The sequence below is a fragment of the Ruminococcus sp. YRD2003 genome, from assembly GCA_900109435.1.
GTDB classification, from domain to species: Bacteria; Bacillota; Clostridia; order Oscillospirales; family Ruminococcaceae; genus Ruminococcus; species Ruminococcus flavefaciens_G.
The window spans coordinates 21,933-46,718 of sequence record FNZT01000019.1 but is presented as its reverse complement, the minus strand read 5'-3'; the positions used below and the strand labels follow the sequence as shown (position 1 = coordinate 46,718).

General features: G+C 38.7%; 30 protein-coding genes. 1 reads left to right on the top strand and 29 read right to left on the bottom strand.

Translation table 11 applies throughout. From position 1 onward, the window contains the following. The 27 genes from tnpA to BMX22_RS14225 form a co-directional block, all read right to left on the bottom strand. The coding region (gene tnpA / locus BMX22_RS14345; protein WP_143055544.1) for an IS200/IS605 family transposase at window positions 1–264 on the bottom strand (264 nt) is incomplete at its 3' end. A 270-nt stretch (window positions 265–534) separates the two neighbouring features. Then, window positions 535–1,056 (bottom strand): hypothetical protein, encoded by a 522-nt coding sequence (locus BMX22_RS14340; RefSeq protein WP_074743177.1) that lies wholly within the window; start codon window positions 1,054–1,056, stop codon window positions 535–537. A gap of 215 nt (window positions 1,057–1,271) precedes the next feature. After that, the gene (locus BMX22_RS14335) at window positions 1,272–2,447 is read right to left on the bottom strand and encodes a hypothetical protein (protein ID WP_074743176.1); all 1,176 of its coding nucleotides are present in this window, start codon (window positions 2,445–2,447) and stop codon (window positions 1,272–1,274) included. A gap of 115 nt (window positions 2,448–2,562) precedes the next feature. Continuing rightward, window positions 2,563–2,787 (bottom strand): hypothetical protein, encoded by a 225-nt coding sequence (locus BMX22_RS14330; RefSeq protein WP_074743175.1) that lies wholly within the window; start codon window positions 2,785–2,787, stop codon window positions 2,563–2,565. A gap of 15 nt (window positions 2,788–2,802) precedes the next feature. Further along, complete coding sequence (locus BMX22_RS16600) at window positions 2,803–2,973, bottom strand: hypothetical protein (RefSeq protein WP_173463809.1); 171 nt, start codon at window positions 2,971–2,973, stop codon at window positions 2,803–2,805. Then, on the bottom strand, window positions 2,970–3,407 hold the full coding sequence (locus tag BMX22_RS14325; protein ID WP_074743173.1) for a YaiI/YqxD family protein: 438 nt from the start codon (window positions 3,405–3,407) through the stop codon (window positions 2,970–2,972). Before BMX22_RS14325 ends, BMX22_RS16600 begins: the two co-directional genes overlap by 4 nt. A 15-nt stretch (window positions 3,408–3,422) precedes the next feature. Next, window positions 3,423–3,797, bottom strand: a complete 375-nt coding sequence (crcB, locus tag BMX22_RS14320; protein ID WP_074743171.1) for a fluoride efflux transporter CrcB — start codon at window positions 3,795–3,797, stop codon at window positions 3,423–3,425. 470 nt (window positions 3,798–4,267) lie between these two features. Beyond that, a complete protein-coding gene (locus tag BMX22_RS14315; protein WP_074743169.1) occupies window positions 4,268–4,771 on the bottom strand; it encodes a hypothetical protein in 504 nt (167 codons plus the stop codon). Further along, window positions 4,768–5,361: a hypothetical protein gene (locus BMX22_RS14310; RefSeq protein ID WP_074743167.1), complete on the bottom strand. Its 594-nt coding sequence runs from the start codon at window positions 5,359–5,361 to the stop codon at window positions 4,768–4,770. The genes BMX22_RS14315 and BMX22_RS14310 overlap by 4 nt, the downstream gene beginning before the upstream one ends. 19 nt (window positions 5,362–5,380) lie before the next feature. Further along, window positions 5,381–5,863, bottom strand: a complete 483-nt coding sequence (locus BMX22_RS16980) for a hypothetical protein (protein ID WP_318259777.1) — start codon at window positions 5,861–5,863, stop codon at window positions 5,381–5,383. Between the two features lie 112 nt (window positions 5,864–5,975). Continuing rightward, window positions 5,976–6,257: a hypothetical protein gene (locus tag BMX22_RS16975; protein ID WP_318259776.1), complete on the bottom strand. Its 282-nt coding sequence runs from the start codon at window positions 6,255–6,257 to the stop codon at window positions 5,976–5,978. 4 nt (window positions 6,258–6,261) lie between these two features. Continuing rightward, a complete protein-coding gene (locus tag BMX22_RS14300; RefSeq protein ID WP_074743165.1) occupies window positions 6,262–6,807 on the bottom strand; it encodes a prolyl-tRNA synthetase associated domain-containing protein in 546 nt (181 codons plus the stop codon). 657 nt (window positions 6,808–7,464) lie between these two features. Then, window positions 7,465–8,007, bottom strand: a complete 543-nt coding sequence (locus BMX22_RS14295; RefSeq protein WP_074743164.1) for a hypothetical protein — start codon at window positions 8,005–8,007, stop codon at window positions 7,465–7,467. A 5-nt stretch (window positions 8,008–8,012) separates the two neighbouring features. Then, window positions 8,013–8,558 (bottom strand): hypothetical protein, encoded by a 546-nt coding sequence (locus tag BMX22_RS14290; protein WP_074743162.1) that lies wholly within the window; start codon window positions 8,556–8,558, stop codon window positions 8,013–8,015. Beyond that, a complete protein-coding gene (locus BMX22_RS14285; protein ID WP_074743160.1) occupies window positions 8,548–9,000 on the bottom strand; it encodes a hypothetical protein in 453 nt (150 codons plus the stop codon). Before BMX22_RS14285 ends, BMX22_RS14290 begins: the two co-directional genes overlap by 11 nt. Next, window positions 9,000–9,452, bottom strand: coding sequence for a LytTR family DNA-binding domain-containing protein (locus tag BMX22_RS14280; RefSeq protein WP_074743158.1), 453 nt, complete (start codon window positions 9,450–9,452; stop codon window positions 9,000–9,002). Before BMX22_RS14280 ends, BMX22_RS14285 begins: the two co-directional genes overlap by 1 nt. Window positions 9,453–9,615: 163 nt before the next feature. Continuing rightward, complete coding sequence (locus BMX22_RS14275; protein WP_074743156.1) at window positions 9,616–10,914, bottom strand: hypothetical protein; 1,299 nt, start codon at window positions 10,912–10,914, stop codon at window positions 9,616–9,618. Beyond that, window positions 10,898–13,183, bottom strand: coding sequence for an RNA 2'-phosphotransferase (locus BMX22_RS16595; RefSeq protein WP_081349235.1), 2,286 nt, complete (start codon window positions 13,181–13,183; stop codon window positions 10,898–10,900). The genes BMX22_RS14275 and BMX22_RS16595 overlap by 17 nt, the downstream gene beginning before the upstream one ends. Window positions 13,184–13,415: 232 nt before the next feature. Further along, a complete protein-coding gene (locus tag BMX22_RS16970; protein ID WP_318259773.1) occupies window positions 13,416–13,550 on the bottom strand; it encodes a hypothetical protein in 135 nt (44 codons plus the stop codon). Between the two features lie 117 nt (window positions 13,551–13,667). Further along, a complete protein-coding gene (locus BMX22_RS14260) occupies window positions 13,668–14,507 on the bottom strand; it encodes a DUF6551 family protein (protein ID WP_074743154.1) in 840 nt (279 codons plus the stop codon). After that, on the bottom strand, window positions 14,507–15,439 hold the full coding sequence (locus tag BMX22_RS14255) for a hypothetical protein (protein WP_074743153.1): 933 nt from the start codon (window positions 15,437–15,439) through the stop codon (window positions 14,507–14,509). The genes BMX22_RS14260 and BMX22_RS14255 overlap by 1 nt, the downstream gene beginning before the upstream one ends. 1 nt (window position 15,440) lies before the next feature. Then, the gene (locus BMX22_RS14250) at window positions 15,441–15,821 is read right to left on the bottom strand and encodes a hypothetical protein (RefSeq protein ID WP_143055543.1); all 381 of its coding nucleotides are present in this window, start codon (window positions 15,819–15,821) and stop codon (window positions 15,441–15,443) included. Next, entirely contained in the window at window positions 15,814–16,530 is a 717-nt protein-coding gene (locus BMX22_RS14245; protein WP_074743151.1) for a hypothetical protein, read from the bottom strand. Before BMX22_RS14245 ends, BMX22_RS14250 begins: the two co-directional genes overlap by 8 nt. After that, window positions 16,517–18,373: a recombinase family protein gene (locus BMX22_RS14240; RefSeq protein ID WP_081349234.1), complete on the bottom strand. Its 1,857-nt coding sequence runs from the start codon at window positions 18,371–18,373 to the stop codon at window positions 16,517–16,519. The genes BMX22_RS14245 and BMX22_RS14240 overlap by 14 nt, the downstream gene beginning before the upstream one ends. Further along, entirely contained in the window at window positions 18,366–19,073 is a 708-nt protein-coding gene (locus BMX22_RS14235; RefSeq protein WP_143055542.1) for a DNA recombinase, read from the bottom strand. The genes BMX22_RS14240 and BMX22_RS14235 overlap by 8 nt, the downstream gene beginning before the upstream one ends. A 31-nt stretch (window positions 19,074–19,104) precedes the next feature. Continuing rightward, window positions 19,105–20,049 (bottom strand): AAA family ATPase, encoded by a 945-nt coding sequence (locus tag BMX22_RS14230; RefSeq protein WP_074743148.1) that lies wholly within the window; start codon window positions 20,047–20,049, stop codon window positions 19,105–19,107. 264 nt (window positions 20,050–20,313) lie between these two features. Next, window positions 20,314–21,417: a tyrosine-type recombinase/integrase gene (locus BMX22_RS14225; RefSeq protein ID WP_074743146.1), complete on the bottom strand. Its 1,104-nt coding sequence runs from the start codon at window positions 21,415–21,417 to the stop codon at window positions 20,314–20,316. A gap of 451 nt (window positions 21,418–21,868) precedes the next feature. Here BMX22_RS14225 and BMX22_RS14220 point away from each other — a divergent pair, with 451 nt between their 5' ends. Then, window positions 21,869–22,111, top strand: coding sequence for a helix-turn-helix domain-containing protein (locus BMX22_RS14220; protein WP_074743144.1), 243 nt, complete (start codon window positions 21,869–21,871; stop codon window positions 22,109–22,111). A 99-nt stretch (window positions 22,112–22,210) separates the two neighbouring features. Here the strand turns inward: BMX22_RS14220 and BMX22_RS14215 are convergent, their stop codons facing one another. Then, the gene (locus tag BMX22_RS14215) at window positions 22,211–23,818 is read right to left on the bottom strand and encodes a recombinase family protein (RefSeq protein WP_318259772.1); all 1,608 of its coding nucleotides are present in this window, start codon (window positions 23,816–23,818) and stop codon (window positions 22,211–22,213) included. After that, window positions 23,790–24,686, bottom strand: coding sequence for a recombinase family protein (locus BMX22_RS14210; protein ID WP_074743142.1), 897 nt, complete (start codon window positions 24,684–24,686; stop codon window positions 23,790–23,792). Before BMX22_RS14210 ends, BMX22_RS14215 begins: the two co-directional genes overlap by 29 nt. Between the last annotated feature and the right edge of the window lie 100 nt (window positions 24,687–24,786).

The following is a 24,786-nucleotide window of genomic DNA, read 5'->3' as shown; positions in this document are numbered from 1 at the left end:
CATTATGCTGCTTTTTCCCTTCAAGTATCCCATAAATGATGATACAGCATGCTTCGGTGGAATCTCCACCAGTATATGAATATGATCCGGACATGCTTCTGCCTCAAGCAGATTTACTCCGTACCAGTTGCAGAGTTGCCTCAGCATCTGTCCTATCTCACACCTCTTTTCCCCGTAGAATACTTTCCTTCGATATTTCGGGGCAAACACTATATGATACTTGCAATTCCACTTTGAATGTGATAAACTATGTATGTCATTCACTTTGTGATGACCTCCTTTTGATTATTCTTTTGCAGTTGGTAGCCGCAAATATATTGTAATCAAAAGGAGTTTTTCTTTCAAGTCTTATAGCTATAAGCTCTTTTGAACCCCCGGCCTAGCCGGGGGTTTTCATAATACAAAAAATTCGCGGCTCAGAAAAACTGAACCGCGAATTTGCGCGCGCCCGCTTGGCGCTGGCAATAGTCTACAGAATAGATGACATATAATATGTGTATTCAGATCAAGCTTTTTCGGGTGATCTGCCAGTGCTTATTTTATAGTCTTACGCTCACCCAGTTCAGTATTTTTAACCGTTGTACGCTCGGTTTCTTTCTTGGCATTTTCCTCAGTCTTTACCGTGGAAGTGGTTTTCTGGTAGTTACCAAAAAGGTTCTGTCCTTTGTCGGCTGTTGCCTGCGATGCAAGAACACTTGGCTCTGTACGGTCAAGCATTGCCTTGAAACTCGGGTCCTTAAAGGTGCCTGCTTCATCTATCTTGTTGAACTGTTCCTCGGTAATGTGGTTGAACGTTCCCTTATTCTGAAGCATCTGTATCTTAGTGCAGGTTATTATCTTTGAAAGAGGCTTTGCCATATTCTCAACAGTCGCCTTGTCGCCGAGTGCGCTTATCTCATCCTGAGCCTTCTTGAGCTGTCCCTGAATGGTGAAGGGTTCTTCCTTCTTTTCCTCGGGAACGGGTTGCTCCTGCTTCGGAGCATCAATGTCAGCATACATATTCTTGTAGATTTTGTTGAAACTCTGCGGATCATTTACGGTCTTCGCAATAAACAATACCCCTGTTAAAGGGAAATAGGTGCATGATTTATAAATACCTCACAGTATTTTTTTGTCTTCCACTGTAAAAACCACTAAATAAATACCGATATGGAAATCTTCCTATATTTCTATTATACGATTATTCGCTCAAAAAGTCATTATTCAATGAAAAACCTACCCGAACGTGCATATTCGGGTAGGTTTGTTTGTATCATCAGGAAAAGCTTCTTCTATTCATAGGAAATACATTCATTGCTGCCGTCATATTTCCACTTATCACAAGCGAATGAAGCTAATGGTTTGCCGCTGCTGTCGGTAAGCTCATAGAACCGATAACCGATATTATGGCTGTTCTTGATGCTGCCATCGGAGTCTGTGCGGTATGTGCCGTTGGAGAGCTCGAGAAGCCATGAGCCGTCGCTTTCCTCAGTTGCATTGACTACTGTGTATTCCGCTATAGACCAATCATTCACTCCAAGTCCGAATTTGTTCTGAACATAGCTGTCGGTGATGGAAGATTTGCCATCAGTAACCGACGAATTAACAGGCTCTATGTGCTGAGTCGCGCCGTACCATATAAGCGCCAGTCCCACAATAACGAAAACCAAGGGAAAGAGAATGCCAATTATTGTCGGAGCCTTTCTTCTGTTCTCGTTCTGCTCAAATATCGCATAGGGATCCTTCGGGTCAACGTTAATGATCCTGTGCTCGCCTACTGCTATGGGCGGCGTGCCGATGTAGTTCTCATTTCCGATCGCCTGAAGGCGCTGACCTTCATAGTAATATTCGTAAACAGGAGATGTCACCAGTGTAGTGTGGTGATTTTTATTAGTGGTGTGGAAGCAGCGCACATAGCCTATACATTCGCCCTCAGTTTCATCTCCGAAACCCTTTGATGACTTGACCAGCCCCGCTATTTCAGAAATCACGAAAAAGCCTCCCGCAAGAGCAAAGCAGCCTCCTACCAATAAAACGATAATATTTCCTGTACTCAGCGAGGAATCATTTCTGCTGACGTAAAAGATGAGCAGCGGAGCTGACATTATCAGTACACCAAACAGCAGGACAAACAAAGCATTCTGCTTTGGTCTTAGGTTGTTCCTGTCGGCAGTGTATGTATCCTGCGTACCGGAAATCAGCATAACCACTCCCCCGATGAAGAACATCAGTCCGAAGATGAATGCAGCGATCAAGACATGACCTGTCGAGACTGCTGCAATGATTGCAACAAGGAAGACTGTGAAAAAAGCAGCGGCTGTAATGCTCTTCATCAGCGATGATCTATCACCGGCGATAGGCTTGAATGCGTTTGCCAGCAGCTGCTGCCGAAGCTGCGACTTCTCTTCCGCGGTAATTTCCTGCTCGGTGCTGAAAACATAATTCATTGCATTAGGGTCAAATTTCATATAATCCTCCGTTATTCAGCGGTATCCGCCCTTATTTCAGGAATATTATAACACAAGTACAGAAAAACAAATAATATCCTCCAAGGTGAAGCCGCTCCTCTTGTTGATCATAATGTCAAGCTCTGCGGTGTTCCTTCACATAATCTCGTATGCGTACGATCATCATCTGTAGTAATCTGAGCCAGATCAGCCCGTAAAAAAGCGTGAGAACAAGGAGACCCAGACGCCCAAACACTCCTTGACTAAAACTCCAAGCAAATTGTCCCCATATCATAAAACCAATTAGGGCCCCATTGGTGATCTCAATGAGTCCGAACATAAGAATTGCGATCAGTTTCATAGCTTTTCTCCATTGTCAATCATTTATATGGAGCGCAGCGTTATAGCTGTGGCTTCGTCTCTGGTTACGCTGCATCCATGTTTTTTCTTCTATTATCGGAAGCAAAACATCAGTATTCTTCTTTATGTTTGTTAATTCTCCATAACAAGCTTGAATATTAAAGCCATAGTAATTCAATATCTTCATATACCCGCCTCCATCAGCTTAATCAGAGCCTTTTCAAAGTCCTTATCCTGCTGAGCAGTACGTTTAGGCATTCCTTTTGTTCGTCCGCCACTTCTGCGTATTCTTGCAGATACTGCACGGAATTTGAGCAGGCCCGAAATATTTCCCTCGATGTATTGCTTGCCGTCCTGATTGAGAACTACTGCACGCTTGCTAAGACACATAGCCGCAAGTCCGTTATCCTGAGTAATGACGATATCTCCTGAACTTACAAGATTGACAAGCCGAAAATCTGCACTGTCCGCTCCTTTATCAACGATTATTGTTTCAGCACCGTCACGCTGAACAGAATGTGCTGAATCGCATATTATTGTACTTTCAAGTCCATATCGCTTTGCTGTACTAACTGCTATTTCAACTACGTGACAGCCATCTGCATCTATTAATATTTTCAATTCTTTCACCTGCACTCAGAACGCTTTTTCAACTATGTTCTGCGCTGCGAACAAAGCTGATATTCCAACTGCGATACTCAAAATGATATACGAGGCAGCAGTAATATATGAGCCTTTTTCCATCAGCCCGCTTGTTTCAAGAGCAAAGGACGAAAACGTTGTAAAGCCTCCGCAGATGCCGACTTTAAGGAAAAGCACGAGCTTAGGAGACGCTGAAAACTGTTTCAATGCGAGTGCAGCCACAAGACCAATCAGGAAACAGCCAAATACATTCACTATAAACGTTTTCATCGGAAATCCGTCACTGCTGCCTATAGGGAGCTTACCTATCAAGAATCGGCATACAGCGCCTATCGCTCCACCTGCTGCAACTATCAGACAATCCGTCATACCAACACCTACTCATCAAATCTGATGTTATCATTATACCACATTACAAAAGCATTTACAACACCTCTGAAAAATGTTATAATACCGCGAATGGAAGGATGGCTCCGGACTTTCTTATAGTGAAAACCTCAAAAAATAACATATATCATCAAACGGCACTGCGCTGAAATGGCGTAGTGCCGTTCTTTTTTACCCTTGCACCCAAGCTGGTAACACTTTCACCCAGCTTGGGTGCATTTTCGTGTATCCGTTAAATTGTATCAAAATAAACTACAGCGAAAAACACATTAATGTGCTTTTCTATGTAAAAACCAAACAGCTCTTGTCAGTTAAGACAGGAGCTGTTTATTTGCTCAATGTTCAGTTATGATTGTATCAAAGTGAGCAATAACTTCAATGCTTTACACATTCTTGGAATAGACTCAAACGAACTACTCTACCTTTTTGTTTTATTTTGATACTTATCTATACTAAGTGGTTGATATTATATTAATCAGCTTGCTAGAGTTGCCTTGAAATACAAAGTTGCCTTGAAATACAAAGATATAGTCTCCATAGTCTTCAAATAAATACTGACCACCAGGCTGTATTTCATCAGCACTTTCTTTTTTTATTATTTTCCAGTCATCAACAGAATATGAAATGTATTCGCCATCATAAAACGTAATAGCTTTGTCAGTATCGACATATAGAATCCGTTCCTGTTTACGCATTGCATAATCCTGTTCTATTGTCATAGAATTCGAATCAATAAACGCCAATGTATCAGAGATGTGATTTTTTAAGTTATTACGTTCCAACTCATCATCATGTGGATCATGTCTGGAATTAGATAAGATTCCAATTAGTTTATTATTATCCCATGAAAAGTCAACAAGTGACGCTTTGTACCCTCTTAAGTTTAGTTCTTCAATCTTATCATATTCTCTGAAGGAATACTTATCCAGATATGCGCCTTCCTGGGTAATTATCACAAAATCCTCATTAAAAAATGCAATTGAATGTGCATACATATTTCGGCAGTTGAATATGCACTTCCGTTTTCAAATACAAATTCACCGTATGAATTATCATGCTTTATTATGCTTTCAATAATATACATATCATCGATTTTTTTAAAAGAAAGACTTCCGTCGTCCAGAATTCTACAATCAGTAGGAATATCATATTCAATCATACTGCTCATATTATAAATATGGAGCTTTTTGCCCGTATCAAAAGTAATTATCTTATTATTTTCAACCGAAAAATTTATTAGATCGCCAACAGATTTATACTCTTGAATCTTTTTTAATTCTATGTCATAAGCAGTTATTGATTCATTTGAATACACATAAAGAATATCTTTATTAGCATAAATAATAGGTTCTTTTATCTTCTGCACAACATCTTTGTTTCCATACCTATAAACACCGTCAGGCATTGTGTAATAAAAGTCATTTCCAACTCGGCATATATGTTTTTGATTATAGTTTTTTGTAACACTTAAATAAGTATTGTCCCATTTATGTGCATTTTCATATTCTGGCGGACAGAGAGGGATTCGAACCTTCATCACGTTCATGATTTCTCATATACAATTACTATTTCTTTTTATGTTCGTTCTCATAAGACTTGATACCTGCCACTGTATCAGGTTTGAGGATAAAGTGCTTGAACAGCCAGTTGCCGCGTAAAATATCCTCACCATAGAATTGTATCTCTTTATACATTTTCTTAGGCTGAATATCGACCTCTGCATCGATAGCATCGGTGATATCCGTATTTATCGGTACAGATTCTGGAGCATATATCCTGCTCATGCCATTCATTCTGAAACCATATTTTTTCATCATTGCGCCCATTTTGCCAGGCATATATTCAAGCTCACCTATACTGTTCACATAGACAACAGGGACTCCGAATGCCTCAATATAAGCCATACAGCGCTTGTCATTTTCATTGCGTTCTTTATTTGGTTTATTCGGATCTGCAGGTGAACCATGCGGAAATAGTATCAGTGAAAGTTCGTCATTCCTGATGTTATCATAGAAGTGCTTGCGGCGTGAATCGTAGCATATACCCACACCAACATTTCCAATGGAGTATGAATAATACTGCCGAAGTCCCCGCGCTTGAAAACTGCTGATTCGCCCTCAGACTTGGTAACAACACCACATACACCGTCAGGACCTGCGATCATATAGCGGTTATAGTAGTCGCCGTTCTCCTTGTCGAGATAGCCTGCTCCGATATAGGTATTGTATTTTTTGCTATGCTTATAGTCCACTGGCTTGCGTCACGACCGCAGTCATCTGCAAGTTTCCATATCTTCTGACTTGCCATATAACTGCATATGGCAAGCTCGGGCAGAACTACGATATCAGGCTTCGGAAGTTTCTCAATAAGCCCCTCGATATATGCTTTTCTGCGTTCTATACCTTTGATGTCGTTATCAAGCTCCAATGCAAATATACGCATAATATCACTCCGTTGGAAGGTCAATGAATGTTGGTTCATGCTTAGCCGCACGGACATATTTGAGCATATCCTCTCGTAGGAGGCGGACTGTCGAAGTATTGATACCCGGATGTCCGCAAATGTATTCATCGCTCATAAGGTCGTTATCTATGACGAGCTGTATGTTGTTATCCGTGTCGAATATAAGCTCCAGTGCTGATACTGAGCCAGGGATAGTATGCAGATACTCCTGCATCTTATCAGCCTCCGCAAAGGATAGACGGGCACAGTTCAGCTGCGATGTCAGGAACTTGGTCTTGAATGGCTTATCACCTGGCATAAGGAGCATATAGAAGCTGGTCTTCTGGCGGTTGCAGAGAAACAGGTTCTTGCATATCTTAGCACCAAGTACCTTTTCGATAGCAAGACAATCCTCCATAGTATCTGCGTGGTCGTGGTCAGCACGCTTGTAATCTATACCAAGAGAATCAAGTATATCGTATATGGCCATTTCAACATCTGAACGCCGCTTGGCAGGTTTGCCAGTATAAAGTGTGTTATCAATATTCATTGTATCAACTCCTAAAGAAATATTTGCGCAAAAGATTTAACATTTTTCAAAAAATTATTTCCTTGCGCATAATAAAAAACAAGTATGATACCACCTTGGATTCGTGTGATTTTGTTGGAATTTCGTGTGACAAAATGCAGTTAAATCGTCACACGCGCAGTTGAAACTGCAAAAGAGATAAAAAACAAATGCCTGTATTTCGGCATTTCAGCGAAAAACAGGCATTTGAAATATGTAAGTTCATGACTAAAAAGATGACATACGACAAATGACTAATTTTCGGACTTTGTCAAAACAATCATATCACAAAAAATATGTAACTGTTTTTTTGCTTTGTAAATTCAGCTCCATGTGTGAATGGCACATGGAGTTATATTTTAGAAGCTAAAAGTCATATCAGGTGTTTTTATATTTGAGATTAAATTCACGTGCAGTTTCCTTGAGAGAGATGTCAATACGACTGTCGCAGAAACGTCTTATTTCTTCGGGAATATCCTTATAATATCCCCGCAAATGCGGGGACGATCTTTTAGCACACTTTCTTTGCTGATGAGCCTCAGCAGTTGTTAACAGTATATCACATATTTGTTGAAAAATCAAGGAAGACAGCCGAAAGATTATCTATTCCCTACACTAAAAAGGAGAGCAGTTAATTGACTACTCTCCTTCTGTACGTTCTGCGGTAACTGCTCTTATCACAGCTAGGAAAATGCCTTTCTTCACAAATAATACCGTCACGGCCATAATCAGCACAAGTGCCGCAAAGCTCACAAGTACAGGGCTTCCGTACCATGAGAAAACATTCAGGAACTTTGTTGCATCATCTGCCGCAGGTGCCTTGCTGTGAATGTACAATACAGGTATGAAAACCCATGCCAGTAATGATCCAATGGGAATCAGACACATATAAAGGCTTATCATGTGATACACTCTGCCAGCTTTCCTGCTGTTATAGAACAGCATACAGATGAAAGATACGAGCAGCGGAAACAGCGTACCGTTAGCATCACGCCACATGGCCATATAGTCCGTATAACATCCGCCTTCATATGAAACATGAGCCTGCATGATACTGAATTCTGTTATCCTTGAACCGGCCAGAAGCATAACCATTGCATGACCGCTTTCGTGTAGGATAATATACAATATGACCGCTGCCGGAAACAGACATAACACCATAAGGAGTTTCTTTCTTTTCATAACCATCACCTCAGTGTTATGATCCTGATCTCAAAGGTCTGACTTGTATCACAGTCTGCACCGGTAAATACAAAGCCGTCAAAGGTATTGCCGTTATCTATCTGAATCTTCTCGGCTGACTTGTCCATCTGCCATACCGCATCCTGAAACGCATAGGCGTCAGTATAGTATTCACTGCTTATGGTATAGATGCCTGTCTCCTTGAGATCAAATACCAGTTCCTGATCGGCCTTGTCACCTGTCACATAAGCAGCAACTCCTCCGTCCGGTTCAGTGATCTTTACAAGTGTCAGAAAGCTGTATTCCTCGCTTTCATCTCCCCATCTGATATTCATTCTGCATTTTGTTGCGCTCTCGTTCCTGAAGGTGACTCCGGAGCCCGTGGCCTCGGTTTTACCGTCGGAAATACGTATCCTGTCCGTATATCCAAGTGATATTCGATCACATATCTTCTCACCTGTGAAGGCGAGATAGCCGAACAATACTACAAATCCCACAAAAGCCGCAGTTCCCGCGGCAAACAATGCCTTCCTGATCTTCTTATTCATCATCGATGATCTCCTTTTTCAGTCTTAAAAGAGCATCATTCATCGCATCTGTTTCCTTTTTCTCAGAATAGTAATTCACCATTGAAGCAATGATGTACATTACTGCAAAAAGAATACCGGTCAGAACGGCAAAGAACTTCAATCTGCCGCTTACATCTAATATCCGCGGCAGGGCGGTCACGACTACTGCAATAAACAGCGGCATACTGATCAGACGTCTTATCCAGTACGGAAGGCTAGCCCATTTACGGCAGTCCTCAAGTGCCCTGATCACTGTCGCTATGATATGGATACTCATGAACATCCAGGCCAACCCGAAGACATCAGTCGGTGACAATTCGTTGCCTGTAATATACCTGTCAAATGCAAGAATGATGATGCTGACTGAGAACGCCGGAAAAGCTACGGAAGAAACCTTGCGAAAAGAATCGATTATTCTGTTCATCACTTTGCCTCCTTCATTCCGAGTGCTTTCTTGAGACAGCCGACATAATTCTTTGAAACTATAAGAAATTCGCCGCTGTCCAGTTCTAACCGCACTCGTCTTCCCTCTTCCGGACGCATATTCATGATCGTTCTCAGATTTACAACTACTGACTTGGAGATCCTTACAAAATGCCTGCCCGCATATGTTTCTTCCACTTCATACAAAGTATTCTTTACTCTTATGACGTCATTCCTGAGATATGCAAAGACCTTTCCTTCAACCGCTTCAAAGTACATTATCCCTGCAAGCGGTACCTGACAGAATTCGCCCTTATCTCTCTCCCCGATTACATTCGTACCCGTATTACTGATTTCATTTATCAGTTCATTAACTTCACTGTCGCGGACTCTGCATCGGATCTCGACCTCGGTCTCACTGACATCACATTTTTCCCGAACAAACAGTTTCATATTGATCTCCTTAAAAACATTATATCGACAGGTACTTTCATCGTCAAGCAAAACAAGATAAGACGGACAATTCTGCTGATAAAAGGGACAAGTGCATTTATTCCTCTGAATGTAGTCATATAAGTATTATCGTAAATTCATTGCATTTGCTATTAATTTCATTTCATTTAGAACTATGGAAAATGTCATATGTCATTTTAGATAAAGGTTCATCGAAATTATCGTCATTCCAGTCATATCCAAGCAAAAATTTTTCGAGCGATATGCTTGGGATATCAGATTTCTCTAAGAAATCATCAACATATTTCTTATAAGCACCTTCAAGATAAATACGTTTTTTTAGCACTACTTCTACAGCTTTTCCTTTATGGCAGTCGTAAACTTCATCAAGCCTGAACAGTTTTTTGCTGCCATCAACTTTAAGTGAAAAGTCATCTCTATCTGATTCTGGAACATGTGTAAGTGATAATTTCAGTTTATCAGACGAGGCGTTGACAGCTCCAAGCCATTTTTTTAGCTGAAGTTCTTCATTAGGTGTTTGGCCTTCAAGCTCAAGCTGAAATTGAATATTTCTTCCGAACTCTTCTTCATAGGGATAAAGGGTATTTCTCACCTTTCCACCCTTAAATCTTGAATTGCATATCTGACATGAGGGGATAAAATTAAACAGTGACAGCGCAAATAATGGATAATCAGATTTGATATAGAAATGATCTAGGTCAGCTGTTGAATGATCCTCCTCATCATCTGCCTCTTCATCATGCCACATTGTTATATACTGTCTATTACAATACGGACACACGCTTATTCCAAGTGATGACAACAGTTTATTGCGCATTTCAGCGTTTATCTTATCGTAATGAATTATGTACGGCTGTGACGCATATTTAGAAGCAGCATCAAATTTTTCGTCTTTTTCGCACAGACATTCAGAAAGAGATTCGTCAATGTAATCTAATAAGGCATCAAAATCATTTTTAGTTTTATAATAGTTACTAAAGCTATTTATCAGCTCTTCATAAATATCTCTATCATAATTTTTAATCTGTTCTATTACATACTCTCTCAAATTCTTAAACTCTTCTCTGTTACTGGTTTCGGGATCAATAGTAATATCTTTGCCTCTTAAGTGAATAATGCATTTTCCTTCTTCCCTTTTTACTGTTGTATCCCACATATATAGATATTCTATAAAATCTATCTTTGTTTTCCCTTTATATTTTTTCAGTCTGCAAAGATACATATAAAGATCAAGACCTTTATATTTAGTACGAAGTTCATTCAATTTTGAAGTAAGAAGCTCTTCCACATTTATACAGTACATATCAGTATTACCGAAATTGATATATTTGATATTATCAGAACCATATTTAACATTGGTCTTTTTTATTACTTCTTTTACAACCTCATCTTTATAGCAATTAATAATGTCTTCATCAAACCATTTATTGATCTTTATCATCTTTCTTCTCCCCAGCATCAAGAAGTCTTAGCTGCTCTTCAAGATAAGTGCGCCATTCTTTGTCGTATTTCGTTGAATTTGTCATTCCCAGATACTTATGATATTCAAGTTCAAAGTTTCGTTTAAGATAAGGATCACCTATAATGCATATGTGATTTTTTATCCTGTCTATTTCTTTTTGGGAAGTATCTTTACCTATTTTGTGAATATCTTCAAGAAGCTTCACCATCTTTTTTTCAGCGAACGAACCTATACCTGTTTTTTCGAGGAAAAACGTATCCTGAAACAGCCTGAATATATTCGCACCAAATGTTTCATGCCTGTTCTCTCTTGGCACGATCTTAGTTTTAGAACCCTTATTTTCTTTTTTCAGATAGATAACGTTCTGCCTTGGGATATCAGATAACATTATGGGCGAATGTGACGCAAGGAATATCTGCACACTGTCCATATCACAGAATATCTGTTCAGCGACCTTGCTGATCTCCTGTATATAATCTTTCTGCCATTGAGGGTGAAAAAGCATATCTGCTTCATCTATAAGCAAAACAAGATTATTTATATTACTGGAATTTTTATATATTTTATGGAATTTGCAATATAAGTCGAGCATAGCCTCCTCACCTGATGAAAGTCCCCATTCAAAATCAAGAAGCATAGTGGTATATGAAACTTTCTTATACGAATCATAGAATTCATATATATCACATTTCCAGCCACAGTATATATCGTTACATATTTCCTTATTAATAGGTATAAGCAGATATCTGTCGTTATCTGATTGGCCTCTCCATGAAACATCTTCTAGACCATATTCTTCGACAAGTTTATTCAGAAATTTTCTGTAGCGTTCGGAAATATCCACTAATTCCCAAAATAAAGGCTTATCAAGTTTTCTATTCATTTCAAAATCTATGGTATTCAGAAATGTGTACAGAAGTGTACAGCTATCAGTTTCATTCTCTTCGTCATCATATTTATTATTATTCGCCTGTAAATTCACACATTGCTCTATCAAATCAAACAAACTTGTGTCACTGCTATTCTTATTTTTAAATTCAAGTTTTTTATAAAAATCATAAATATCTTTTATATCTATCAAATACGAAGCCAAAAGTGCTTCCGCAAAGACCGAACTAGGCTCATCTCTATTGATATTTAAGCCTTCTTCGATTTTACGAATAATAAATTGGGTGTTTTTTCTTGCTTGTTTTTCATCATCAAAATATTTATCATGTTCGCTTTTTGTCATTAATCCCTCAATAGCGCCCCTCAAGTCATAATCAAATTTAATTTTCACATAATCGTTCACGCTAAAAGGAAGCTCTATCTTTTGACTATCTTCGGCATAGCAATACTTATTTACGAAATCGATCTGATCAAGTATTATATTATTGAAATACTTAACAAATTCTCTCTTTATTGGAGAGTCAACGGAAGAATTAGCCTTTATCAATCCAGCTGTAGAAAGATTAGTCTCATCAGACATTGTCATACTATACATTTCTTTGTCAAGCACCTGCGTTATATACACGCTCTTAAGGTTCAATAACATTTCAAAATCGAGGTTAAAAACTTCTGTTAGTTCGTCTTCTAAAAATTTGTCAAACAAATCGAGACTGTTTGCCTCTCCTGAGAGATCTATTATCAGGTCTTCTTCAAGGTTTCCAGCTATTTCAGTTTGATAGCATTTATTGTTTTCCCCTGCTGAAACGACCTTCAGCCGTGAATTGTCCCATGTTACTTCTTCAAATACAACAATATATTTGTTATCGCTATCTCCCCACCAAGAAATGGTTTTTGAACGTAAAAAAGAATAAATCCTCTTTAAAAGCGAAGATTTTCCAGAACCATTGTTGCCGACAATAGCATTTATCTCTAAATTCCCCCCATAAAAGTCCTCAATATATCTCTCGTCACCACAAGATATCGTTAATATATTATTACTGAAACTTATTTTGTATTTCGATGAGAAATTAAACTCATTATCTTTAAATCCTCTTATATTCTGCGAATAAAAGTATATTAGCTTTAGCTTTTTATTTACTATTCGGATCTTGTCATTCTCTTCATCAAACTCGTAACGCTTCTTATTATCTTCAGCAACAATCTGTTTAAGTAATTCACGCTTGAGCTCGTAGCCACTATGCTTATTTACTACGTTTATAAGCTGTTCTACTGATACCCAGCCATGCTCGTCCATGTCAAGCTCTGCTTTTTTGGGATTATGTCGAAGAAGCAAACATAAATATTTAGACAATTCGTTCATTTTATTACCACTCCACTTGTTATTTCATTTATTATGTACTAAGTATAACACAATATAGCCCTAAAATCAATAGAAATCTCATATTATGAAGTGTTATACTGAAAGAGCAGTCGACAAACACCCAAAAAACTGGTAGAATATAAATAATAAAACCAGAAAGGGAAAACGACCATGAAGTACAGTATGCAGATAAGATCGACTGCTTTCACAATCGGTCTCATCATATACTCTTTTATTGCACTATTTTTCGTTTACACAGAATTTGGGATTGACTCTCCTTAGCCGACTTGATGTCGTATTCCTCAAGCAGCATTCCTATGATGTTCTTCTTGCCCTCGCTCATTGGTTCTCTTTTTCTTCTTGCCATAAAAAATCAGCCTCCTGTGATATTAATTCTATTTTATCACAGTTGACTGATTTTTTGCAGACTTTTTTTCAGAGGCTCTATCTATCGAGTTTCTTATTCAATGTTTCGCTTCCTTAATTAATCTCCATAGTCATTTGGATCGTTTACAACGAATTTACCGCCATGAAGAGCTCGCAACGCCAATTTTTGCTTATTTTTATTATTATACGCCAATACAATTGCTTCGGCATATCCTAAAGCTCCTGGGCTTCTTTCCTTTGCTGTTCTTACTATGGACTTCACTGATACACTTCCAACATGATCAACAAAAATATCTTCTTTCAGTTCATCGCCATAGGATACTATTATTTTGGCTATTCCCATAAGTATTGAACCAGATAATGAATTAGTTTCACCTTCCCAAGCACCAACAGCTAATCTTAATACAGTATCAAGAACGTTTATACCATATTTGTCATATATTCTTTCTAACGTACCGATTGCACATATCGTGTTAGGAAGTCTTTTGCCTGCTACTTTTAATCCATACGACTTGACTGTAGTGTCTATTATCATTTGCTTATCATCACCAGCCTCTAAATGAGCCGAAAATGTTTCGAATGGCAGCAAAGTTCTAACATGCTTCTGTTGATCTGCAAATATGTGAGCTTCTTCCTTATACTTAAGGTCGTCATATATCATGCACCATACGGGAGTATCACGGCTTCCGGATGCTGCAGCAACGATTTCGATAGTATGCTGACCATCAAATACATAGTTTACACCATCACGCCTACTTACCTTCACCGGATTAAGCTGATAAACATCAAACTCTTCCAACGCGTCTCTGATGTGTTTTTCTGAGAGAGCGCGCTGATAGTCTTGGTTTGATACAAGATTTCGTATAGGTATAAGCTCAAATGATACTTCAGGAATGCATTTTTTCTGCTGTTCCGATAATATACCTCCATCAATCATTACAATACCTCCAATACATCTTGTATCTTATCATCGAGCCTTATCAACATTTCACCAAGCTGAAGCTTTGCATCTTCTGTTGCAATACTCATATCTGTTTGCTGTTGTGCTCTTTCCATGGCTGAGATCCACATTGGGATCGTTAAAGTTAATCCTCTCAATGACATATCAGGATCGAATTTCGGCATCTGTTTTATTCCCATAGTAAGAGTAATCTCATTGTTGCCTTCTTCATTCGAATTAACCACTTTATTCCTGTGTTTTCTATTCCCATAAGCTCTCATCTTTACATCTTTACGATCAACAAATTCATGCCTTAACATGCTTATGGTTTTGTTATCATATCTCATCATACGGATTATTTCATTTTGACTAAATTCAACGTCACCGCTTAAAATGGCTTGAAACAGCTTCGGTTCTATCATATCAATTCTATCCATAGACTCAGATAATCTACGATATTTTTCAATTGTTGAGCGATTCATCCCTAACTCTTTTCCCATACTAATAGACGTATGACCGTAATGATAATAGGTTTCATCTGTCTTTTTAACATATTCCCGAGAAAATGAAATATATCCGCTTCGCTTTCTCTTTTCATAATTCACTAATTTCTGAATAGCATACCACTTTCCAATAAGATATTGATATGGTGTCGACTTCCTACTGTATTGACTGATACGATGTGAACAGATCCATATGGTAGCTTCATTGATATCCTCAAATTTCATATCGTTTATTTCAAAATCAATGTTTTCCTCAACACATATTCTGTATCTTTTATGTCCGTCCAGTATGACTCCGTTCCATATGACTATTGGCTCAAGACAGCCGTTTTCAATAAGATTTGATTCAAGTTTTTTCATTTCTTCCTGAGAAATAGGTATAGATAAACGTATCAACTCAGGATCAGTATGTAAAAGCCTTTTCATTTCAATTACCTCTATTAGTAGACTCAAGCACTCTTTCAGCATTGTCAAGAGAGAAATAGGCTGCTGATAGCTGTCTATTCATCTCTCCCTTCAACAAATATGTACCCTCTTTATTAATAGTCTTGCTTACGCTCATCAATCCCGTCATAAAGCTTCTACTGTGAATATAGCAGAAGCTATTATGCTTAAGCACAACCCTTATAGTATTCTGCGCCGGTTTGTGTGTACCAAAGAGCATTAATCTTCTTTGGCTTGCATTGTATCCCAATTGAATAAAAGAAGGAAGTCCCAAAGCGATCAAAGTGCTTTTATGTACTGTTATCCTCGAATACTTTGTGTTTACAAGTATTGTTAATGTATTTCCATTATCTGAATCATTCAAGCACATTTTCTTGTCCCTCTGTCATCTGTGGAGACGCTGTTTCATTGGAAGAGGCAGCACTTGTTTCAGCAGTATTCTCTTTCCCTTTGAGCGAGAAAACAGTATATCCGTCAAAAGTATTAACCTGAAGTGTACGATTTGATTCGCCATACTTAGGACCGAACGTTCCATTCCATCCTGGTGGGAATACAGGTCTTTTACTGATTTTTCCGTCTTCAGAGATCTCTTTTTCAAAGCATTTAAATGATGTTAGGTCGAATACAAGGATTTCCTCTCCGTCACCTTTGGCTCTATTCTTCTTTCCGCTTATCTTATATCGGAACTGTGGATTCCAATTCATAAGCATACATAGACTCTGAACAAATGGTTCTCCAGTTCTATGGGAAGGATATCGCTTGCCCTCTTTTTCTTTTGCCCAATTATAGCCTTGAATATCCATATCGCTGCACGGTTTGATTACCAGTTTTTTCTCATCTCGGTTTATCATAAACTTAACATGATCTACTTTAGGCAATAATCGTACTGCAGCAGTATTTACATATACCTTATTAACATTGATAGTAAAGGCTGGCTCTTTGATTTGTGCAAAGAATTCACCGCTCACCATTTCATAGTTATACAGATCAGTCTCTTCATCATTAGTTGAGAAGCCAAGCTGAATCTGACCGTCAGCAATAACTGCCTTCTGAATATCTTCAACTGCATTCATTTACATCTTCCTCCTCGAATAATTCTCCTAATTCTTGTTTTATAAAACCTCTTAGTTCCTCGTATGGCGTAACATTGAGCTTCTCGCCTGCGGAACACATCTGACCTTCGATTCTTGTCTGCCATTGTTCTTTTGTTAATTCAAATAATTCTCTTCGAGTTTTTTCTATATAGTATTCCTGCCCGAAGTTGTTGGCGAAGTTACCTGATACAGCCCTTACGCATTTCCCAGTAACTCCAAGCAGCTTTTCTGAAGTTGCCATAACATTATTTGAGAGGTATTCTTCCTTGTTAATAAGGATACTGGAATCCATGTTACTAAAGATACCGGCACAATCCTTCTCATCATGGTAAATACATCCGTAGAGCTTATATCTGTACTCTATATTCCACCCCATGATCTCAAACAGAGTATCGATAAAAGCTTTACAAGCTATCCCTCTTGTTTCACCGTTCTTCTTGCTCCCTTTCGACCATTGTACTGCATACCGGTTATTATAAGTTGTCGGGCGTATAGCCAGTTCTTTTTTCAGCGGATGTATCAATAATTCCACATAATTACCCGAAGACATATTACTAATACAGGTCTGATTGAACCTTATTTCTTTCTGTCCCAATGTGACCGCAGGTATATTCTGATCGTCGAACAACTTAAAATCAGCGATTTCATACCCCCTAAGGTCGAACGTATCGGCTTCTCCGGCTGCCTCAGTTACGTTGGGATAGTTGTCTGTATCAACGCCTTTACAAGCATTGATGTAATCTTCCTTTGTAAAGCTGCCCCACTTAGGATGAACTATCACAAAGCCCTTGAGTAATCCTTCAGGAATAACTCTGAGCTCAGGTAATAACGAAGTCCCTCCGAATCTTGCGTTATTCATAATACGCTGAACAGCTATAAAATCATCATGTGAGATTATCCGCTGATGATCGTCTTTATAATAACTCTGAGGTTTTTCCCCGGTATTCTTGAATGTTTTCTGTTTGTCAACATCCGGTGCGAATTCCTTAAACCGTTTTCTTGTCAGTACATCGCCGCAGTATCGCTCGTTTCTAAGCGTCCGCGCTACTCCGGAAGCTGTCCACTTTATGTTGCCAAGATAACTTCTCTTTGATAGCTTAATAAGGATATCCGCTATCTGCTGGGTAGAATAGCCGTAGAGGTACATAAAGAACATAAGCTTTGGAATATTCCTCGTATCCTGATTAACGACCAATTTCCCGTCTTCGTTCTTAACAAAACCTAAGAGTTCGGGCGTTAGCGGTAGCCCATGATCCAGTCTCATTCTCAGTGATGTTTCCATACTTCGGCTTCTCAAGCGGCTTTCATGCTCAGCAAGGTTAGCAGAAGTTGAAAGAGCTATATGGCTGTCACTATTCAAAGAATATATGCCTTCGGATTCGAAGTATACTCCGACTTTTTTAGCTCTCAACTTTCTTAGAGTACTGAGACATTCAACTGTGTTTCGGGCAAATCTGGATATATTCTTAACTATTATCAAATGAAGCTTTTCATGTACGGCGTCATCTATCATCTCTTGGAATCCCGGCCGTTGCTGTATAGTAGTTCCTGATTTTCCTTCATCAGAATAGATTTTGACAAGTTTCCAGTTGGGATTTCTGCTTACCATATCTTCATAGTATTTCTGTTGAAGCTCGAAGGAAGATGTCTGAGCTGGATTATCCGTAGATACTCTTGCATATATCCCTACAAGCTGAAACGCATCTGTTTTCACATATTGATTGTTTTCTTTTTCGGGATAATATGTATGATTGGAAGTATCAGCAGAACCGACTCTTCTTTTAACGCGCTCTCTTTGCTGTTGCTTAGTCATTTCAGGCATTATGTCCACCACCAACCTGTATTAATACGTTTTGAATATTCTGCTCGTTTTTGAGTCCATCTGAAAACAATAATGTATCCAGCTCATCATCTGGAAGAGGCTCAATACCTGCAGGTATCATTGACCTATCGCTGAGATCATCTCTATAATATGAAGCTAATGTGAATATATCCTCGGAAATAAAATACATACCAACCGGATGCTTCTGAGTTGCAAGTATCCGAGCGAGAAATGATATTTCATCAGGATCGCTACACACATTTCCAAGCTTCTGTGTTACAATAAGGTCAACTTTTCCCGAAAAACAATCATTTACAAGCCGACACCATTCTTTTGCATTCTCCATTCTTGGAGCTTTGGCACCGTTATCAATATAGAAGTCCACAAGCGTCCACTTAGGAGACAAAGAAATATCATCTGTAAACTGTTGTATATGCTTCTCCAGGTAATCATCATATTTGGTCTGGTTATAATATCGTATGTATACACCGATTTTATACGGTATATATGGCATAGGATACTCGTGCTGGATGCTTTCTAGCCATAACCGGTGCTTTACAAGCTGCTTCCTTCGCGGATCGTCAATAATATGCCGGCGAAAAATATTCTGATTATTATCATCAAGCTGAATTATACCGTCATTATCATATTCAGCTTTATCTTCTATTTCTCCTACGATCATCATTTCATCATTATTCATTGTATTACCCCTTAAAATGATTACTAATGGCTTAATTGCTCTCATCTGCAATAGGGAGCTGCCAATACCAGACTCCTTTTCTACGGAACGATTTGATTCCAAGTTCCTTTTTGAGAGTGTATAGTGTTCGTTCTGAGACTCCAAGATCTTGGATCTTCTGAATTATAACGCCGCTGGTGAGCTCGCCATATTCAAGCATATTGGTTAGGATTTCTGCAACATCGCTCTTTTTAAGATGCTTTTTATGATTTTTATTCTTGTTCTTCAGCCATTGAAATCCGATTGCTCTATTCATCCTGAAAGCAACTTCAGAACCTTCGGGAGCAAGGCTTGATTTGATCGGTATCATATATCGGATTTCAGGATCGTCGTCATCACGAGTTACCATTAATACGCTTCTGGCAATAGCTGCTATATCAATACTTCCGAGTCCACGATATAAGCTTTTTCCTGTTGCAGACTTATTCATGTGACCTATCAGCACCACTGCACAACGGTATCTTGATGCTATAACAGCCAAATTACCAAGAGTAGTTCTCATTCTGCCAACGCTGTGCAGATCTCCGTCCTGAATCAAAAAAGATTGAAAAGGATCAAGAATTAGGAGTCTTGCATGAGTTTCCTCTAATACCTGCGTTATTCGCTGATCGTTTAGCGTGAGGCTGCTGTTATCGTCTATTATATATGCTACCTTAGAACAGTCAGCACCAGCAGACTTGAGCCTAGGTTTTATAGTATCAGCTACATCATCTTCGTTGCATTGATAAATAACATATTCTGGATTCTCAACCTTGAATCCGTCAGGCATATCCTGACCTCTGGTAATAAGAGCCGCAATATGAAGCATAAAGGTCGATTTTCCCTCGCCTGGATCTCCTTCAAGCAGCGTCAGCTTTCCGTAAGGGATATATGGATACCAAAGCCATTCAACTTCTTGTTCTTTTACAGAGTCGTAGAATTCAAAAACGTTTTCCATAATTACCGCCTTGATTTTTTCACCTGATATGTGATATAATACAGGTGGAAGGTCATCTTAGTGAGATATGCTGCAATATACCGCGTTTTTGCAGCCTTACTTTTGCAGTCTTAAAAACTGTTTTTTTCGATTTTTTCTTACAAAATGTGCGTTATTATTGTATAGCTTGTATGTCTATAGGAGAGTAGATAATGCTTCATTTGTTAGTTTTACACAAATGGTACTCCCATAGTTGCAGCCTTAATGATCTCGCTCTTTTCATCGTTAAACACAGTCTTTTGCGAAAGTAGTGTTTTTCACGGAAAACTTTATCCTATCCATGTATTCACGTTTCTGGTCAAATGAACTGTGAACATATCTATTCAGCGTTATTTCGACGTTTGAATGTCCCAGCAGTTCGGACAGAGACTTAATATCGAATCCAAGTCTTACGCAATCCGAAGCAAAGTAATGACGAAGTGAATGGAAATGTACTGACGGCAGATTTACGTTATTGAGTATACGTGCAAATCTGTTCTGCATCGTTCTAGGTTCAATCGGCTTATCTGTCCCAGAAAGAATGAATTCATCATCTTTAACCTTGAATTCTTCTAAATACGAGATCAATTCTTCAGGTATTGGAATAACTCTTTTTGAAGAATCACTCTTCGGCTCAGAAATGAGAAGCTTAGTTTTCCTCTCACCATTCTTTATCTGAATTCTCTGGATCGTATTATTGACGGTCAAAATACGTTTTTCATAGTCTATGTCCCTCCCACGGAAGGCACAGAGCTCACCGATTCTTGAACCTGTTCCCATAGCTATAGCTACTCCTAGATTAGTTCTGCTATGATTCTTCATTACATATTCAGCTAATCTACCATACTCTTTTCTATCAAGTATCCGAACTTCTGCCTGCTTACGCTTGAATAGACGTATATCACTCAATGGATTGTTCACCTGATACTTCCTTGAGGCGTACTTACAGACTGATCTCATCAATGAAATGATGTCCGAAATATATCTATCTGATAGTCCAATCCTTTTTCTTGAATCAATAAAGCTATGTATATCTGTTTCACAGATCTTGGATATATCTAATTCCCCGAATATAGGGATAAGATGCTTATCAGCTTTCATCGTATAGTTTGCTGCGGTCGATTCCTTTATATGGTACTTAACTCCGTTGAACCATTCCTGATATATCTGATTGAATCGCAACGAAATATCTTTACTCTTTTCTCGAAAGAATTCATCGATCATTAGCCTTACAGCTTCTTTTGACGGCCCAAAAAAGCTTTTGTATTTTCTCTTTCCGTTCTCTGATGGTTTAGGGATACGTCCTTCCCACCGACCGTCTTTTCTGAGGTAGATATTATAGTCCTTCATTTTTTCCTCCCATATGCAATTATTTTTTATAAAAATGCTTGACATCACCGGATTAGGGTGATATAATAAAAACAACTTATTTGGAAGGTTTCGCAAAAGACTGTGTTTTACGAAAAACGGTCTGATGCGATTTTTTTATTTTTCATGCTTTTTGCCTGAGAAATGATTCAAAACCTTATCCAATTACTATTTATCCTAAAACGTAATCCGACCGTCAAAACTGACACGGTACAAGTGAATAGTATTTATCGATTAGAGTACGACCGTATATGTCAAACTCGATTATTTTTTGAATAGGCGTTAGCTTAATATAACAAATTTGTTTCCTCCATAGTCTATATATAGCCTACATCATTATAACACACCATTTTACAAAAGTCTATATATAGACTACATTTTTTTCTTAAATATCCTATACTGATAAAAAGGACTATATATAGACGGAGGGCGTATGATCACAAGAGAAGCTGTTGCAGCTCGAATTTTAGAGCTTTGCAAAGAAAAGGATATTACTATGAATGGTATTGCAAACCTGTCTGCCATACCACCCTCAACTATCAAGAATATCATCTACGGCGTAAGTAAGAATCCAGGTATTGTTACGATCAAAATGATTTGTGATGGTTTTAATATCTCACTTCCTGAATTCTTTGATTCTGAATTATTCTACAATCTTGAGCAAGAGATCAAATAAAAACATACCCTGCAATTTGATTTTAATAATCATTTTGCAGGGATTTTTACTTTAAAAATCAAGATAGGCGTTCTTATCGACAGTTAAGCATATATTGCTCTATTTCTCTACTTCAGCTGTTACTTCATATCCACCCTTAAAGATTATCGTTATTTCAGTCTTACTGTTTACCTTTACGCATTCTATCAGCTTTCTGATAAGCATATCTTTATATTCTGTAAGCTCACAAGAGTTGTTATCGATTATCTGAAGGGCTTGAGATATCCTAGACTTTTGATCATCATTGATATCATTGTTTTCTTCAAGATATTTCAGTCTTGAATTAAGTTCCTGTTCCTCAGTATAGAGCTTTTGGAACTGTTCGTCCAGAGCTTCTTCATCCATAGTTCCGGCTGCTATAAGGGAGATGTAATCATTTCGGGCATCATCGATCTCCCGAAGCCTTTTTTGGATCTCCTTTGTTTCTTTCAAGCTTACCCCTGCCAGTGCTTGTTCCACATTGCTTTTAAGCAGTTCCTTTATATTATCCTTGCAGTCATAGTACTCATTAATGGCTGACAGTATTGCTCTGTGCAACTTATCTTCATGAATTGAAGGTGATTGCTTGCAGTAGCGGTTACCATTATCAAGTCTGCTTATGCATCGCCATACCGGGCACTTCTTTCCATGAATGTTCCATATCTGCCTTTTATATGCCGATCCACACTCAGCGCAGACCATTATCTCGCTTAGCGCATATTTACCTGAATATCGTCCTTGCTGTGACAATGTTTTTTCACTCTTTTTACGCATTGATGATCTTCGAGCCAGTTCCTGTTGTACAAGGTTATATGTATCTCTGTCAATTATCGCATCATGTGCATCTGTAACAAGATATTTTGCACGTTCTCCTTTGTTCTTGGCCTTCTTATGCGTGATGCAGTCAACTGTATACGTCTTATGCAGTAAAGCATCTCCGGCATATTTTTCATTTGATAATATTGAATGTATTCCATTTATGTTCCACTCAGTATATTCACGTTTAGGTATATTCAAGGCATTCAGATGCTGAGCTATCTGACGAAGCGTTGATCCGTCAAGATACAGCTTATATATTATCCTTACCACCTCAGCTTCTTCAGGTATTATTTCCGGTTTACCGTCTGCTCCTTTGCGGTAGCCATAGAGATTGTTATAGCTATACCTGACCTTTCCGTCACGGAAGGCTTTCTCTACTCCCCATGATACATTCTTGCTTATCGACTCCGACTCAGCCTGAGCGAAACTGCCATACAGGGCTATCATGAACTCTGAGGTCATGGTCAGTGTGTTTATATTCTCTTTTTCGAATATAACACCGATGCCAAGGTCCTTGAGCTGTCGAACATATTCAAGGGTATCAACTGTATTTCGTGCGAATCGGCTTATGGACTTACAGAGTACCAGGTCGATTTTCCGCTTCTTGCAGAGCCTTATCATCTTATTGAACTCAGTACGCTTCTTGGTCTGAGTTCCCGATATGCCTTCGTCAGCGAATATGCCTGCTAGCTCCCATTCCTTATTCTTATTGATAAGGTCAGTGTAGTAATCTATCTGGACCTGGTAGCTGTTCTGCTGTTCCTCTTGCTCAGTACTGACTCGGCAGTAGGCTGCGACTCTGAGCTGGTGGTACTTATCTGTGGTGTCAGCACTTATCATTTTAGTCGCCGGTATCATCGTAACTTCCAATTTCTCTGCTCCTCTCCGTTATATTATTCAGCTTTACACCGTTTATAAGCTCGAGTCCTATTGTAGCATTATGGCTGACAGTTATGTATTCAGCACAGTTCTTCAAGAGCTCAATGTCAAGGGTGTTTTGCTGTTTTTTATCTGAAAGCTGCTTTTTCAGCAACTCTGTTTTCTGCGGAATGTCATTATATGTACAGCAATTAAACTTCAGTTGTGCCAGCTGCAGTATTGCTTTTTTCACTCGATCATAGTCTATTTCAGGGCTATCCATGAGCCTTGATATTTCATTGTTCTGCTTTAGTATTTCTCCGTCGGGGGTATATATGCTCATCTCAGAGTCTGTATCCAGTAGACTCGGATTTGCTATCGCTGAGTTAAGCATATTCATTACTGCCGATAATATCATCTGATCTGTTGCTTTGAATTCAAATGCTCCGCAATGATATGACTTGCAGGTCCATGTACCGTTCTGATTCCTAAACAGCCTTTTTCTGCATTCGGCACATATTGTCATGTTTCGTATTTCTTTCAGTTCATCGGGGACTATGCATATGTTAGTCGCTTTCTTCAGCTTTTTATTATTTGCTCTGTGAAAGATATCAGGGGATATGATCTGAGGGAATACCTCAGTACCAAGATACTTCTCGTTTTCCAGAATACGCTTTATCATATTCTTGTTCCATGTGCTGTCCTCACAAGGATGATATGGTATACCTTCTGCTTGCAGATCTTTTGATATGTCAAGCATACTTCTTCCTTTGAGATATTCAGCGAATATCTTTGAAACTGCGTATACTTCTCTCGGATGAGTCGTTATCTCTCCGTTAATCATCTGATAACCGAACGGTATCCTTCGATTCTTAGCCATTTCTGCACCTCCTTTCTTCACAAGGATACCACAAATCCGCTGTCTTATCTATCACCAAACCTAACAAAAAAGGTGCTTTGTTTTTGTTCACAAAGCACTG